This window comes from Sphingobacterium thermophilum (genome assembly GCF_039541675.1).
In the GTDB taxonomy this organism is placed as follows: Bacteria; Bacteroidota; Bacteroidia; order Sphingobacteriales; family Sphingobacteriaceae; genus Sphingobacterium; species Sphingobacterium thermophilum.
On the sequence record NZ_BAABGR010000029.1, the window covers coordinates 163,824 to 179,399 of the forward strand.

Here is a 15,576-nt window from a genome sequence, read left to right on the forward strand (position 1 = left end):
TTCGTCAATGTTAATGAAAAGTTTTGGTAAAATATTCGTTTTGTTGATGTTTTCTTTGCTTGGGCAAAATGTCGGCAAAGCGCAGGAAGCCATGCCGCCATTAACATTGCCACATTATGGTGCTGGGAAGCCGGAAACGGTGATGTATTATCCTACCACCAAATTGGAAAACGGTGAGATAGTACCTTGGTTTCCCATAGAGACTGTTTATGTGTATGCCAAACGTGTATGGAAAAGCGAAGAGCAAAGGCAGCAATATCTTCGTCTGAAGAGAAATGTGCTGCGTGTACTTCCATACGCCATTTATGCACAGAAAAGATATGAGCAGCTAGAGCGTGATCTGGCTATGGCCAATTCCAAGAAGGAAGAAAAGGCTTTAATCAAGGCTTGCGAACGTGAGATAAAGGAAAAAATAAATAATGAAGTTAAGAACCTTTCTGTATCGCAAGGCAAAATTCTCATTAAACTTATAGAACGGCAGACAGGACATACAAGTTATAAGCTAGTCAGGGATCTTAAGGGTAGTGTGGCCGCTTTTGTTTATCAAGGAGTAGCCAAAGTCTTTGGTCACAACCTAAAAGCTACCTATGACCCACAGGAAGATTTCGTCATTGAAAACATTATCCGTGAATACGAAGAGATGAGACCTATCAACAAACCCTATCAATAGAAGTTCCCTTCATTTTAAAATTTGAAATTCATTCCACTTTTCTTTTCCACACGGAAAATCTATAAATGGTATATTTGAACAAAAATATACTATGAAATTAGATTTAATGGTAATGACTGTGCATCCCGATGATGCAGAATTGGGGGCAGGAGGAACCATCGCAAAATATGTTGCCGAAGGTAAAAAGGTCGGTATAGTGGATCTTACGAGAGGTGAATTAGGGACACGAGGTACAGCGGAAACGCGTAAACAGGAAGCAGCCAATGCGGCTCAAATTCTTGGTGTACATGTACGCGAAAATTTGGGGCTGCGTGATGGCTTTTTTCAAAATGACGAAGAATCGCAGCTCGCCATCATTCGTTGCATTCGTAAATATAAACCTGAAATTATCATTACCAATGCTTTAGAGGACCGTCATCCCGACCATGGACGTGCCAGTAAGCTGGTAAATGACGCCATCTTCTTGGCGGGATTAAGGCGCATAGAAACTACATTAAACGGAGAGGTGCAAGAAGCTTATCGCCCACGGCTACAATTACAGCTCATTCAAGATAAGTATATCCAACCGGATATCATTTTGGATGTATCTGACTACTGGGACATCAAGGAAAAGTCGATTTTGGCGTATAAGACACAGTTTAATGCATCTAATAATGATGACGGCCCACAGACCTATATTTCCACCCCGGAATTTTTAGAGTATACGAGGGCCCGAGGTAGAGAATTCGGACGAAATATCCAGGTTGCCTTCGGGGAAGGTTTCACCACTCGAAAACTGTTAGGCGTTGATGATTTATTCAGCTTAAGATAAAAAAACAAAAAGAGGGATTTCATTTTAAAATCCCTCTTTTTGTTTTTAAATCCCGTTTACAATCTTATAATTGCTTGTCTAATTTTGCTGTAAGTACTGATTTTGGCACAGCACCGATTTGTTTGTCAACGATTTCTCCGTTTTTGAAGAATAATAAAGCAGGAATATTTCTGATACCGTAACGTACTGAAATATCTGGATTGTTGTCCACATTTACTTTGCCGACAACAGCTTTACCTTCATATTCTTTAGCGATTTCGTCAACTAAAGGACCTACCATACGGCAAGGACCACACCATTCAGCCCAAAAATCAATTAAAACTGGTTTATCTGATTTTAATACAAGCTCATCAAAGTTGCTATCTGTAATTTCTAATGCCATAACTATACGCTCTTTATATTTTTATTCCTCAACAAAGATAATTATTTCAGAGGTAATTACACGGTAATTGCAATGTAATAATTATTTATACACTATCAATTTAATTTATATTTGACTCCTTCCATGCTTTCAATGGTTTCTATCAGCTCATTGGTGATTTTAATTTTTTTCGTTTTTGCGGGCATTTCCACGGCAATGTTATCTTGAACATCCACCACCATAAATTTGAGCTGACAGTTTGCTACTTCTCCTTCAGGGGTAGTAGCTTCCACTGCCTCATGTATTTTATGGATTATTTCTTCATCAAGCTGGTGTAGGGCTATCTGTATGGTAAAGCTTTTAGCATACTTATCGCGCAGGTCTGACAGTAGCTGTATGCTTTTCAACTCAAAGCTCCAGTTGCCTACTTGACGGAAACGTTCCTGTACCAGCCCTTTGATTTGCACGAAATAGCCTTCCTGAAGGTATCCTTTGAACTTGACGTAATCTTCGCCGAAGACCGCAATTTCGAAGGAGTCGGTATAATCTTCTATGACGAACGAGCCGAAAGGTTTTCCTGCTTTTGAGACTTTATGTGCTGCACTGGCTATAATGCCTCCCACTACGACTTCTTTGTTTTTTATTCTGTTGAAGTCTAGCAGCACTTCTTCATCCACTTCAGCGGCTTTAACTTTATTGATAAGTTGCAGGTCTGACACTTTATGTGGACAGAAATTTTTGATTTCGAATTTATAGTTATCTAGCGGGTGACTGGTCAGGTATATACCTATCACATCCTTTTCGTACTTCAGCTTTTCGAGGAGGCCCCACGGCTGGCAAGGTGCTAGCACTGGCTCCGGCAGAGATGTGGCTGCTCCTCCTCCGAAGAGGGAGGCTTGTGCTGAGCTTTCGTTTTCGCGGAAGCGATGTCCGAATTTTATAGCCTTTTCTATACCTGTGCTATTGTCACCATCTTTATGGAAATATTGAGCTCGGTGCGTGTCTTTGAAGCAGTCGAAGCCGCCGGCATAAGCTAGGGATTCAAATGCTTTTTTGTTTGCTGCACGTAAATCTATACGTTTAGCAAAGTCGAAGATAGACTTATAAGGTCCTTCTTCACGATTTTGCACTATGGTATCTACAGCGCCGGCACCTACGCCTTTCACCGCACCGATTCCGAAACGTATGGCTCCACTTTCGTTTACTGTAAATTTGTAGTGCGATTCGTTGACATCAGGCCCTAGCACTTCGAGTCCCATGCGTCTACACTCTTCCATGAAGAAGGTCACCTGTTTGATATCGTTCATGTTGTTGGACAGTACGGCTGCCATATATTCTGCGGGGTAGTGCGCTTTGAGATATGCTGTCTGGTACGCCACCCATGCATAACAAGTGGAGTGGGATTTGTTGAAGGCATAACTCGCAAAGGCCTCCCAGTCCGTCCATATTTTTTCCAGAATTTTAGGGTCGTGACCACGTTCTGCCGCTTGGTTGATGAATTTCGGTTTCATTTTATCCAATACGGCTTTTTGTTTTTTACCCATGGCCTTACGCAAGACGTCGGCATCACCTTTGGAGAAACCAGCCAGCTTCTGTGAAAGCAGCATTACCTGCTCTTGATAAACTGTAATACCGTAAGTTTCTTTAAGGTATTCTTCGCAGGCTTCTAAGTCATAGGTGATAGGCTCTATGCCGTGCTTACGTCGGATGAAGGAAGGAATATACTCCATAGGTCCCGGACGGTAGAGAGCGTTCATGGCAATGAGGTCGGCGAAGACTGTGGGCTTAAGCTCCTTCATGTATTTCTGCATGCCGGGAGACTCGTACTGGAATATTCCGACAGTTTCACCGCGTTGGAAAAGCTCATAGGTGAGCTCATCATCGATAGGGAAGTTGTCGGGGTCCAGCTCTATGCCGTGGCGCAGCTTGACGTTGGCTACAGTATCTTTGATGAGGGTTAGCGTTTTCAGCCCTAGGAAGTCCATTTTCAAGAGGCCAGCACTTTCTACCACCGAGTTGTCAAATTGTGTCACCCATAAGTCCGAATCTTTAGCGATGGAAACAGGGACAAAGTTGGTGATGTCGTCCGGTGTGATAATAACACCACAGGCGTGTATACCTGTATTTCTCATGGATCCTTCTAAGACACGTGCCTGGCGGATGGTCTCAGCTTCCAGACCGGCCCCTTCGGCCAAGGCTTTAAGCTTGTTGACTGCTTCCAATTCTTCCGCACGCAACACCTCTTTGAGGGCTTCCTCTTCCATGGAGAAAATTTTGCTCAGCTTCAGGTTAGGGATGAGCTTGGCAATCTCGTTGGTCTCCACGAGAGGAAGGTCCAGCACACGTCCCGTATCACGGATAGAGGACTTTGCCGCCATAGTTCCGTAGGTGATGATCTGTGCTACCTGAGAGGCTCCATATTTGTCTATCACATACTGCATGACGCGGCTACGGCCTTCATCGTCGAAGTCAATATCGATATCGGGCATGGATACCCGATCTGGATTTAGGAAACGCTCGAAAAGGAGGTCATACTTGATAGGGTCTAGGTTAGTGATACCTAAGCAGTATGCTACTGCCGACCCTGCTGCCGACCCCCGTCCCGGCCCTACAGATACTCCCATGCGCCGTGCAGCAGAGATAAAGTCCTGTACGATGAGGAAGTATCCCGGATATCCTGTACGTTCGATAGTTTCCAGCTCGAAATCCAGACGTTCGCGGATCTCGTCGGTAATCTCTTTATAACGTCTTTTAGCTCCTTCGTAGGTGAGGTGGCGTAGATAGGCATTTTCACCTCTTTTGCCGCCATCTATCTCATCTTCCGGATGTTGAAACTCTTCCGGAAGATCAAACTTAGGAAGCAGGATGTTCCGGTTAAGTGAATATATTTCTATTTTGTCTAATATCTCTTGGATGTTGAGGATAGCTTCCGGCAGATCTTCGAAGGCTTTTTTCATTTCTTCTGCCGACTTAAAATAGTATTCCTGGTTTGGAAGACCGTAGCGGAAGCCACGTCCTCGACCTATAGGTGTGGACAGCTTTTCACCATCTTTAACACAGAGTAAGATGTCGTGAGCATGTGCGTCGGATTTGTTGACGTAATAGGTGTTGTTTGTCGCTACGATTTTGACATTGTGTTTACGGGCAAGAGCTATCAGCGTTTCGTTGACGCGGTCTTCGTCCTCTTGACCATGACGCATTATCTCTATGTAAAAGTCCTCGCCGAATTGTTCTTTCCACCACAATAAAGCCTCTTCAGCTTGGTTTTCACCGACATTCAATATCTTGCTGGGAATTTCTCCTTGCAGATTTCCTGACAGCACGATAATATTTTCTTTGTATTGTTCTACTACAGAGCGGTCGATGCGGGGAACGTAGTAGAACCCTTCGGTATAGGCTATGGATGCCATCTTGGCCAGATTATGATATCCAGCTTTATTTTTGGCGAGAAATACGACCTGATAGCCATTGTCTTTTCGGTTTTTATCTTTACGGTCGTCGCAGATATAGAACTCACATCCCACGATTGGTTTAATAATCTGGCCTTTTGGTTCATCACCGGCGGCAATAGCTTCCTGATTTTTGGCTTCCACATCTTTGTTGTGCGCCAACACTTTGCTGACGAAATGGAAAGCTCCCATCATATTGCCATGGTCTGTCAGTGCCACTGCCGGCATGTTGTGTTTTGCCGCTGCAGAAACCAAATCTCCTATGGAGATGGTGGATTGCAGTACCGAAAACTGCGAGTGGTTATGAAGATGAGCGAAGGCAGCATTGGCCAGCGCCTCTTTTGTTGCGGCATCTACAGTGACTGTGGTTGTAGCCCCTTTATCTTTGTTGCGCAGTGCCTCCGAGGCAGCCTTAAGGTTGATATGGGTAAGGCCTACTGGCGCAATCTCCGTAGGGTTGTGCTGTCTGAATTCTACGAAATATCCGCTGTCTACCTGCAGCTCTTCGGCGGTAAACACCTCACGACGTACTAGCTCGAAAAAGCAGCGTGTGGTAGCTTCGACGTCGGCTGTAGCGTTATGAGCTTCGGCGAAAGGAACGCCGAAAAGATAGGAGTGTAGCTCGGTAAGGTTAGGCAGCTTGTAGCGGCCACCACGACCTCCCGGAAGTTTAAGCAGCTCGGCTGTCACTTCGGTACAGGTGTCAAGCACCGGCATGTTGGCCATGGGCGACTCCACACCATAGCGGTAAAATTCACAGCCCATGATGTTGATATCGAAGCCTATGTTTTGACCTACAACAAATTTGGCCTTTCGTAGTGCTTCATTGAATTTGACCAACACTTCCGGTAGGGGAACGCCTTGTTCGGTAGCCAACTCCGTAGAGATACCGTGAACTTTTTCAGAATCAAAAGGAATGTTGAAGCCATCAGGTTTGATAAGGTAATCCTGATGTTCTATCAATCTACCCATTTCATCGTGCAATTGCCAAGCAATCTGAATACATCGCGGCCAATTGTCCGTATCAGTAATCGGTGCATCCCAACGCTTTGGCAACCCCGTAGTTTCGGTATCGAAAATTATATACATATCTGATCTCTCTTTCTTCCTCGCTTTATCAAACAAAATTAACGAAACTAAGCAGCATTTTATAAGTATAAATGCAATGCGCTAATAGTGTTCTAGTTATACAAAATAATAAAAAAGGACAACATTTTCTGTCGTCCTTCGCTCATATTTTGGTTGTATGGTATTAATCCAAGATTACCACCTCCACACGTCGGTTTTTCTGTCTACCTTCCGGCGTTTTGTTGTCGGCAATAGGTTTGTTTGGTCCATAGCCTTTGGTAGTGATACGAGAGGCACTGACACCTCCATCTTCTAGGTATTTCTTCACTGAAGCTGCACGTTTTTCTGACAGCCAGATATTATATTTTTCTTCTCCCGTGGAATCTGTATGTCCATCTACACGGATTTTTTTATTGTCTTTTTTGAGAATTTTAATCAGTTTATCGAGTTCGGCTTTTGCCTCTTGTGTAAGGTACGACGAGTTGGTAGGGAACAGTACATCGGAAGACAGTGAGAATTTGATGCCCTCTTCCGTACGTGTGGCGTTGTCGAATTCGGATTTCACATTTTTGAGTCCATCATCCGTACCGTCTGTAGACACTACCGCTCCCGGTAAGATAGTAAGTTGCTGCTGTTTACAGCTTTGTAAGCTTATTATTCCGATAAGAAATGCAAATAAATATGTTTTTTTCATAATCATATTCACTCTAATGAGTTACTAATATAGGCCAATATTTTAATTTTTGTGCAGTTATTTTGTATTTATTGTTTCCCGAGCTTTCTGGAGTTCGGGAATTTTGTCGTATAGATTCCATATCAAACCTGACTGAGCGTTTTCTATAGCTATGGCTACGGCAGCTTGGTTGAAGGACATGTATTCGTCGGAGGCATCATTATTACGAAGGTCGAGCCATGCCCTGAAACCATATTCGGTGAAAAGAATATGACCGTATTGTCTGTATAGCGTAAGAATAGACCTGTTGCCGAGGTATTCGTCTACCATTATTGCCGAAGAAGCTATCGCCGGATTGATGCGGAAACTTCTGTTGAGGGTATCTCTATGTTGATAAAACCCCCAGATATCGCTATTTGCTGCACCGACACCTACTTCGTTATCTCTACGCTTGGTGTAAAGGACGTAGTTAGTCAGAGTTTGTTTCCAGTTGGTCAGGGTATCATGAAGTCTTTCCGGTTTTACGGTCAAGAAAGGACGATAGATATTCATGACACTCTTATTGTAGATGCCGAAAGGAAGTTTCAGACCAAAGATGGTGGTGTCTATATCGCTCTGCTCTGCCGTGATGCTATCCAAGAATGCCAAGGTCTGTTCGTGCGTATCTTGGGTCAAGCTGTCGGTTATTGGTGCTTGTTGCAGCTCAGGGTGCTCTATTTGAGGTGTTAGCGGGTCATAGATGGCATTATATAATAAGTCTTGTGAGATGCTGTTTTTGGGGCTACCCATAGCCAACAGGTAGGTGTTGATAGCTTCGTCAAATCCTACAAGACCTTGGTTGGCTAGATCAGGATTTTCCAGCATCGACAGCTTCTTTTGCAGGTAGCGGCTGTCGGGCGTGAGACACTCCTGCCAATTTATACGGTTATAAAGCTGTGTAATCCTGTTGCGCAGATCTTTCTCGTTGTCGTTGTCACTATTGAAAAATTCGCGTGCCACCAGTAGAGCTTCGACAATTTCTGCTGTGGCCTGTACGTCGTATATAGCATCTTCCTGAATATATTCGGGAAGTCCTCTGCGGCCATCGTAATAGGCCGGAAGAATGCCATGTTTATTTTGTGAACGCAGCAGGAAGAAGACAATCTTCGAGATGCGGTTTAAGGCTGTCTGACGAGAGACGAATTCATTATGTACGCCCACAAGCAGGGATAAGATAGCACCTGCCGTCTCTCTGGTGGATACGATGACTTTATGTTTGGAGCGGTAAGGGAGGTGCATTCCCGTGTTCACGTCGAAATTCTCCACGAAGTAGTTTACGTGGGCCAGCTGTACGAGTTTGATGATGCTGGAGTCCCCTAGAGGTTTAGCTTCTACTTCTTTCACCGAAGAGAATGGAGATTCTTTGTAGTTATAGTCCATCCATGTGATTTTGTAGTAATATTTTTGTCCCATTTGTGGTACGATGTCGAAGCAGGACTGCATATGTATTGGACGTATACTTACAGGATTAAAGTTTTTGCCGTCTGTAGAGCGATAAATCTTGATAAAACGTATGCTCGGCGTTAAAGGCAACTGCCATTTGAGGTGTACTGTCTTATCGTAACTTTTGGCATCACTCAACATTGCTGGTGAGCGTAGAGGAATTTCCGAATACCGGTTCGGCAAAAATTCTATCTGATCGAGATAAATATGATGGTAGCCTTTGCTCTTTTTAGGTTGTGACAGGCCTACCCCCGTAATTTGGATATTCTTATTCTTAAAATTTTTTACGGGAATCTTTATCTGTATCCATTTATTAGATTGAAAATTAGTGATGTATGGCTCTATATTTAAAGTGTCACTACTCCTTTGACGAGCCTGAAGGATAAAAATGTTGGGTAAGTCACTTATCTTAGTGCTGTTGCTGTTTACATAGAGCCAGAGGCTAAGCACCTCATCCTGTTCGGGTACATAGCTATATTTTAAGCGGTTGTAGTTTATGGTTGTTTCCCAATACCCTTTTTCGGAAGAAAGGTATTTTAAAGATAGGGCATTGCCCGGAGTAAAGAAGATAGTGTCCGATACAAGCAAGTGCTTGTTGATGTTTTCCACCCAGCTTTTTCCGGAATAGTTTACCGTACTTTTTGCGTAGGTGCCATTGACAATGCTGTTGTCAAATACTACTTCGGGATACGTATCGGCAATTAACTGTCGGCAGTTAAGAAATGCTAAGAGTATAAGCAGTTTATAAAGAATTCGATTCATCGCAGATATAGTTTATTTACAAAAATAAGGATTTTATCATATACGGCCGAATTGCGTCATTTTGTGGTTTCACGCCGCTATAAATTCGTTTTATAGCGAGTTCTTGATTACCTTTGCACTTATGTCGAACAGTACTTTCAACACACAAGACACTATCGTGGCATTGGCCACCTCTCCGGGAGCTCAGGGAGCAATAGCGGTAATCCGTGTGTCGGGTCCAGACGCCATCACTTTGGTGAATTCCGTATTTAAGGGTAAGGATCTGACCCGCCAGAAGTCTCACACTATACATTTTGGCACCATCCGGGACGGGGAGGAAATAATCGACGAGGTGTTAGTGTCCTTGTTTGTTGCGCCCCATTCCTACACGAAGGAAAATTCGGTAGAGATTTCTACCCACAATTCGAAATATATTATTGAGCGTATCCTTAGTCTGCTGATTCGGCAGGGGGCGCGGTCTGCACGTCCGGGAGAGTTTACGCTGAGAGCTTTTCTGAACGGTAGTATGGATCTCTCGCAGGCAGAAGCTGTGGCAGACCTTATTGCTTCCAACTCGGCCGCCTCCCACCAGGTTGCCATGCAGCAGATGCGGGGAGGATTCTCCAACCAACTGAAGAAGCTGCGTGAAGATTTGGTACACTTTGCGTCGCTCATAGAGCTGGAACTGGATTTTTCGGAAGAAGATGTGGAGTTTGCCAACCGCGACCAGCTCAAGGCGCTCATCATGCAGATTCATGCGGTAGTACTGAAACTTATCCAGTCTTTCGAGCAGGGTAATGTGCTGAAAAATGGTGTTCCGGTAGTCATTGCGGGTAAGCCTAATGTGGGTAAGTCCACCTTGCTGAATGCTCTGCTAAATGAGGAACGCGCCATAGTGTCTGACATTGCAGGTACGACACGTGATACCATAGAAGATGAAATCAACATCAAGGGAATTACCTTCCGCTTTATAGATACAGCGGGTATCCGGGAGACCGAGGATATTATCGAAGCCAAAGGGGTAGAGCGTACGCTAGAAAAGATGAAGCAGGCTCGTCTTATCATCTACCTTTTCGACCCTACGCAGGACGATATTGATGCGGTACAAAAGCAGATTGAGGAGATTCGTACGTTGAACATTCCTTTTGTTACGATTATCAACAAGTCGGATTTGCTGACAGAAGAGGCACGTCAACCTTATGCGGCTCTGCAGCCACTATACATCTCAGCGAAGGAGCAGCAAGGTATTGAAGAGCTCAAAGATGAACTGCTCAAACAGGTGAACTTGGCAAATATCAATACCGATGATGTGGTGGTGACTAATATTCGCCATGTGGAGGCCTTACAACGCACTTCCGAAGCCTTGGAAAAGGTGCTGTATGGCATAGATAACCCCGTGACATCGGACTTCCTAGCGATGGATATACGTCAGGCCTTGCACCACCTAGGGGAGATTACCGGCACCGTAACTACCGACGACCTGCTTGATAATATCTTTTCTAAATTCTGCATCGGGAAGTAATTGTATAAAAACATCAAAATACAAACCCCTGAGAATATTTAGTTTTCAGGGGTTTTTGTTTGTGTTTGGGGTATTGAATAAACTGTTTTTCCGCGCTGTTATTTATTTTTCCTCGATAATTTTTTTATTGAGTTTTATTAAACGGTATTTGTTAATTTCTTATTTTAGACTGACAGTCTTATCTCCCAAAAGAAATATAATGGTCAATAGATAGTTATATGGAAGAGATAGTAGAAAATCAATTTTTATTGAGAATCCGAAAAAGTTAAAATAAAAAACTATATTTTTTGCCTTATCAAGTTTTAGTATGTCCACACTATTTAAAGATGTAAAATATAATCTCAATACTTTAATTCAGAATATTGATTTAGGAACAATTGGATTACCTGATATCCAGCGTCCTTTTGTTTGGAAAGACACTAAGGTTAGAGATCTTTTTGATAGTTTATATAGAGGGTATCCGGTGGGATACTTTTTGTTTTGGGAAAATGCCAACATTGAAGGGGTAAAAGGAATTGGTACAGATAAGAAACAAAAGTACCCCAGCCTTTTAATTGTAGATGGACAACAGCGCTTAACTTCTTTATATGCAATTTTGAAAGGACAAGAGGTAGTTCGGGAAAACTATGTGAAGACAAAAATTGTAATAGCCTTTAATCCTTTGGAAGAAAAATTTGAAGTTCCTGATGCTGCCATACGTAAAAATCCAAGATTTTATCAGAATATCTCGGATCTATGGCAGCCAAATATTAATATCTTCAAGGTGATTATAGACTTCATTTCCAATTTAAAAAAACATATTGAGGTATCGGATGAGTTGGAAATGAAAATTCAAGAGGCATTTATGCGATTGAAGAATTTGGAGAATTATCCATTTTCAGTTTTGGAATTGTCGCATGAGATTAACGAAGAGCAAGTAGCGGATGTTTTTGTAAGAATTAACTCAGAAGGAAAAGCTTTAAACCAAGCGGACTTTATTTTGACACTTATGAGTGTGTTTTGGGATGAGGGTAGAACCAATTTGGAGAACTTTTGTCGAGACGCTCGAACTCCTTCTACTACACAGGCTACACCTTTTAATTATATTATTGTACCAAAGCCTGAACAAATGCTCAGGGTTGCTGTTGGTTTGGCATTTAGAAGAGCTAGACTTCAATATATTTACAGTATATTACGAGGAAAGGATTTAGAAACAGGTATATTTAGTGAAGAAAGAAGGACACTTCAGTTTGAAAAATTGAAAGACGCTCAAGCTCAAGCTTTGGATATCCAACATTGGCATGAGTTTCTCAAAGCATTAAAGCAGGCCGGTTATAATAATGAAAGCTATATTTCTTCAAACAACAATATTTTATATTCCTATGTCTTCTTTTTGCTAGGTAGGATTGATTATAAAGTCGATTTATTTAATTTGAAGAAACTCATTGCAAAATGGTTTTTTATGTGTGCCATAACAGGTCGATATACCAATTCGCCGGAAACTTCCATGGAAATGGATTTAGCAAAATTTCGTACGGTGAAATCGGCTGAGGATTTTGTAAATGCGATGAATTCTATAATAGATTCTCAATTAACTCCTGATTTTTGGGAGGTTACTCTTCCAATGGATTTGGCTACTTCGTCCTTTCGTTCTCCCTCATTATTTGCTTATTATGCAGCTTTAAATATTCACAATGCTTTAGGTTTATTTTCCAAACTTCAAGTAAAAGATTTATTGGAAGCAGGCTTGCGCGCTAATAAATCTCCTTTGGAAAGGCATCATCTTTTTCCTAAAGCATGGTTGACGCGAAATGGAATTACCGAGAAGAGAGATATCAATCAGATTGCTAATTTTGCTTTAGTAGAATGGAGTGATAACATTGCGATTAACGATAAAGAACCAAGAGCATATTTACCCATTTATGAGCAAAGATTTAGTAAAGAAGAATTTCTTAATATGAGATATTGGCACGCTCTTCCTGAAAATTGGCAAGAAATGAATTATCAGGAATTTCTTTTGGAAAGAAGAAAGTTAATAGCTCAGGTTGTGAAAGACGCATATTACAAATTGTGATATTTTAAGAAATAGAAATTATCTTGGTTGAATATAGAGAAGATTTCTACTTATACCTTGTCAAGGCATCATTTGACAAGGTTTTTGTTTTTTTAAAAGAGAATTTCCAATAGCTTATAGTGAATCTTAAAAAACTCCACTTCACAGATTTCCCTTTTTAATGGAAAATGTATCGACGATTTCCTTCTTGATAATTCTTTCTTTACCATCTTTCAATTTGATTTATTTATCGCTTTTACAACATTCCTAATCCAAGTAGGAATACAGATAACCTTTTTGTCTGACTTCCTCCAAGATTTGTTGTGTACGTTCGTTTATCAGCTCTCGCACAAACTCTTAAGCCTTTAAAGTAGCGCTAAATACAAAAAATAATTGATAGGAATATATTATTTGTTCGTACGGTTTCCCGTAATTATATGCTATAAAATACTCTTAATTTTGTATTCAATATTTTTTAGTAATACAATTACTATAAAAATAAATTTTGAAGTTTATTGTGATTTAATTATATTTGATCCTATGAATTGGGTCAGAAAACTAGAAGAAATTGTCGCGATAAGATCGGGGATGGTTGTACCAAAGACTTCGAACAAAGATGAACGTCTTTTGACGGATGCTTTCGTGCGCATGATAGGGACATCGGATTTTGATGAGGATTTGAATTTGAGAAAAGATTTGGAGCCGAATGTCTTGTACAAGGATAGCATCAGTCGAAATTTTTTACAGAGCAACGAAATCCTTTTTAACGCAAAGGGAAATCGATTTTTTGCTTATTTGTTTCAAAATGAATACGAAAACGCTATTGCCAGTGCTGTTTTCTTGGTGCTGACGATTGTGGATGAAAATATTAATCCGGCCTATTTAACTTGGTATCTGAATCATCCGGAAACTTTGAAAATTTTTAATGCAAAAAAGACTTCGCAGACCATTCCATCCATCACAAAGCAGGAGCTCGGTGAATTGGAAATAATCATTCCAAAGCTATCCACTCAAGAAAAAATTGTTCAATTAGATCAATTGAAAAAACAACGAACCCAAATTCTAAAACAATTAGCAGCTTCACAGGAAGCATACATCAATGCATTAACTTTTAAAACTATCAGAAATGGCAAATAAAATCACTCAGAAAGACATTAACAATACCGTTTGGAAAGCTTGTGATACGTTTCGTGGCACCATCGACCCGGCTCAGTACAAAGACTATATCCTGACCATGCTTTTCTTGAAATATGTAACAGATGTTTACAACGAAAAAAAGGAAGAATATTTCCAAAAATACGATGGTAACGAAGAACGTGTCCAGAGAGCTTTGTCTCGTGAGCGTTTTGTTGTACCCGAAGAATCCAATTTCTATTATCTCTACGAACATCGCAACAATCCCAAGATTGGAGAAATGATTAACCACGCTTTGGCAGAATTGGAGGAAGCCAATCGTGAAAAACTGGGCGGGCAGGACGGTTCCAATATCTTTAGAAACATCGATTTCAACTCTTCGAATTTAGGTGATGAAAAAGGTAAAGTAGCACGTTTACGTGATCTTTTGAATGATTTTTATCCACTAAAGTTGTCTTCTGATAATTTGGAAAACAATGATGTGATAGGCGGTGCTTATGAATTTTTGATTGCCAATTTTGCTTCCGATTCGGGTAAAAAAGCCGGAGAGTTCTTTACGCCTGCAGAGGTTTCTACCTTATTGGCCAAGTTGACCAAGTCCAAACCGGGTTCTCGCATCTATGACCCTACTTGTGGTTCTGGTTCTTTATTGATTAAAGCCGGACGTGAAGTGGGGGATAATAATTTTTCCTTGTACGGGCAGGAATCCAATGGTAGTACTTGGGCTTTGGCGGTGATGAACATGTATTTGCATGGCTACGACAGTGCGGTGATTCGTTGGGGAGATACCTTGCGCAATCCTAAGCACAAAGAAGGCGATAAATTGATGCTGTTTGATACCATCGTGGCCAATCCTCCTTTTTCTTTGGACAAATGGGGTGCAGAAGAATTAGGTTCGGATACGTATAACCGTTTTCATAGAGGGTTACCTCCCAAATCCAAAGGCGACTGGGCATTTATTTCTCATATGATTGAGTCTTTGAATGCTTCGGGTAAAGCAGGCGTTGTTGTGCCTCACGGCGTATTGTTTAGAGGAGCTTCTGAAGGCAAGATTCGTCAGCAGGTATTGGAGGAAGATTTGTTTGAAGCGGTAATAGGATTGCCTGCCAACCTATTCTTTGGTACGGGCATCCCGGCGGCTATTATCATTTTCAACAAGCAAAAGGTAAACAAAGGCAAAGTATTGTTTATCGATGCGAGCAAAGATTTTGTTCCGGGAAAAAACCAAAACATACTTGGTCCTGAGCACATAAAGCACATCGTAGATGTCTTTACGCAATTCCATGATGAAGAGATGAATGCCGGTGTGGTGGAAGACAAATTTGCCTATATCGCGGATATGGCTGAAATCCGTGAAAACGATTACAACCTGAACATCCCCCGCTATGTGGATACCTTTGAAGAAGAACCAGAGGTGGACATCAAAGCCGTACAAACAGAGATAAGCAATCTTAAGCTGCAGTTGGCAGAGGTAGAAGCGAAGATGGAAGTGTATCTGAAGGAGTTGGGTGTCAGAATCACAGATTTAAAAAATTAATGGATTGCACAGATTTTTTAAAATTGAACAACAAACCGTGCAATCAGAAAAAACGTGAAACAGATAAAGAGAGCTTTCTGCACAGGTTGAAGCAAG

At 41.6% G+C, this 15,576-nt stretch carries 10 protein-coding genes; 6 read left to right on the forward strand and 4 right to left on the reverse strand.

Annotated elements, in window-relative coordinates:
• Window positions 1-46 precede the first annotated feature (46 nt).
• On the forward strand, window positions 47-670 hold the full coding sequence (locus tag ABD873_RS10480; RefSeq protein ID WP_156138132.1) for a DUF4294 domain-containing protein: 624 nt from the start codon (window positions 47-49) through the stop codon (window positions 668-670).
• A gap of 91 nt (window positions 671-761) precedes the next feature.
• Window positions 762-1,481: a bacillithiol biosynthesis deacetylase BshB1 gene (gene bshB1 / locus ABD873_RS10485; protein WP_345068116.1), complete on the forward strand. Its 720-nt coding sequence runs from the start codon at window positions 762-764 to the stop codon at window positions 1,479-1,481.
• Window positions 1,482-1,545: 64 nt separating this feature from the next.
• On the opposite strand, the gene trxA is transcribed toward bshB1, so the two are convergent.
• The 4 genes from trxA to ABD873_RS10505 all read right to left on the reverse strand — a co-directional run bounded on the left by trxA (window position 1,546) and on the right by ABD873_RS10505 (window position 9,276).
• Entirely contained in the window at window positions 1,546-1,863 is a 318-nt protein-coding gene (trxA, locus tag ABD873_RS10490; RefSeq protein ID WP_039053280.1) for a thioredoxin, read from the reverse strand.
• Between the two features lie 95 nt (window positions 1,864-1,958).
• Complete coding sequence (gene dnaE / locus ABD873_RS10495) at window positions 1,959-6,380, reverse strand: DNA polymerase III subunit alpha (RefSeq protein ID WP_345068119.1); 4,422 nt, start codon at window positions 6,378-6,380, stop codon at window positions 1,959-1,961.
• A 163-nt stretch (window positions 6,381-6,543) separates the two neighbouring features.
• Window positions 6,544-7,053, reverse strand: a complete 510-nt coding sequence (locus ABD873_RS10500) for an OmpA family protein (protein ID WP_345068121.1) — start codon at window positions 7,051-7,053, stop codon at window positions 6,544-6,546.
• A gap of 57 nt (window positions 7,054-7,110) precedes the next feature.
• Window positions 7,111-9,276 (reverse strand): glucoamylase family protein, encoded by a 2,166-nt coding sequence (locus tag ABD873_RS10505; RefSeq protein WP_345068123.1) that lies wholly within the window; start codon window positions 9,274-9,276, stop codon window positions 7,111-7,113.
• A gap of 121 nt (window positions 9,277-9,397) precedes the next feature.
• Here ABD873_RS10505 and mnmE point away from each other — a divergent pair, with 121 nt between their 5' ends.
• The 4 genes from mnmE to ABD873_RS10525 all read left to right on the forward strand — a co-directional run bounded on the left by mnmE (window position 9,398) and on the right by ABD873_RS10525 (window position 15,480).
• A complete protein-coding gene (gene mnmE / locus ABD873_RS10510) occupies window positions 9,398-10,777 on the forward strand; it encodes a tRNA uridine-5-carboxymethylaminomethyl(34) synthesis GTPase MnmE (protein WP_345068125.1) in 1,380 nt (459 codons plus the stop codon).
• A 307-nt stretch (window positions 10,778-11,084) separates the two neighbouring features.
• Window positions 11,085-12,830, forward strand: coding sequence for a GmrSD restriction endonuclease domain-containing protein (locus ABD873_RS10515; protein WP_345068127.1), 1,746 nt, complete (start codon window positions 11,085-11,087; stop codon window positions 12,828-12,830).
• A gap of 438 nt (window positions 12,831-13,268) precedes the next feature.
• Window positions 13,269-13,946, forward strand: a complete 678-nt coding sequence (locus ABD873_RS10520; protein ID WP_345068129.1) for a restriction endonuclease subunit S — start codon at window positions 13,269-13,271, stop codon at window positions 13,944-13,946.
• Window positions 13,936-15,480, forward strand: a complete 1,545-nt coding sequence (locus ABD873_RS10525) for a type I restriction-modification system subunit M (RefSeq protein WP_345068131.1) — start codon at window positions 13,936-13,938, stop codon at window positions 15,478-15,480. Before ABD873_RS10520 ends, ABD873_RS10525 begins: the two co-directional genes overlap by 11 nt.
• Window positions 15,481-15,576: the final 96 nt, after the last annotated feature.

Excerpts from the sequence above, each read along its gene's own strand:
- ABD873_RS10480 (WP_156138132.1), top strand. The coding sequence starts at position 47 with ATGTTTTCTTTGCTTGGGCAAAATGTCGGCAAAGCGCAGGAAGCCATG.
- bshB1 (WP_345068116.1), top strand. The coding sequence starts at position 762 with ATGAAATTAGATTTAATGGTAATGACTGTGCATCCCGATGATGCAGAA.
- trxA (WP_039053280.1), bottom strand. The coding sequence starts at position 1,863 with ATGGCATTAGAAATTACAGATAGCAACTTTGATGAGCTTGTATTAAAA.
- dnaE (WP_345068119.1), bottom strand. The coding sequence starts at position 6,380 with ATGTATATAATTTTCGATACCGAAACTACGGGGTTGCCAAAGCGTTGG.
- ABD873_RS10500 (WP_345068121.1), bottom strand. The coding sequence starts at position 7,053 with ATGAAAAAAACATATTTATTTGCATTTCTTATCGGAATAATAAGCTTA.
- ABD873_RS10505 (WP_345068123.1), bottom strand. The coding sequence starts at position 9,276 with ATGAATCGAATTCTTTATAAACTGCTTATACTCTTAGCATTTCTTAAC.
- mnmE (WP_345068125.1), top strand. The coding sequence starts at position 9,398 with ATGTCGAACAGTACTTTCAACACACAAGACACTATCGTGGCATTGGCC.
- ABD873_RS10515 (WP_345068127.1), top strand. The coding sequence starts at position 11,085 with ATGTCCACACTATTTAAAGATGTAAAATATAATCTCAATACTTTAATT.
- ABD873_RS10525 (WP_345068131.1), top strand. The coding sequence starts at position 13,936 with ATGGCAAATAAAATCACTCAGAAAGACATTAACAATACCGTTTGGAAA.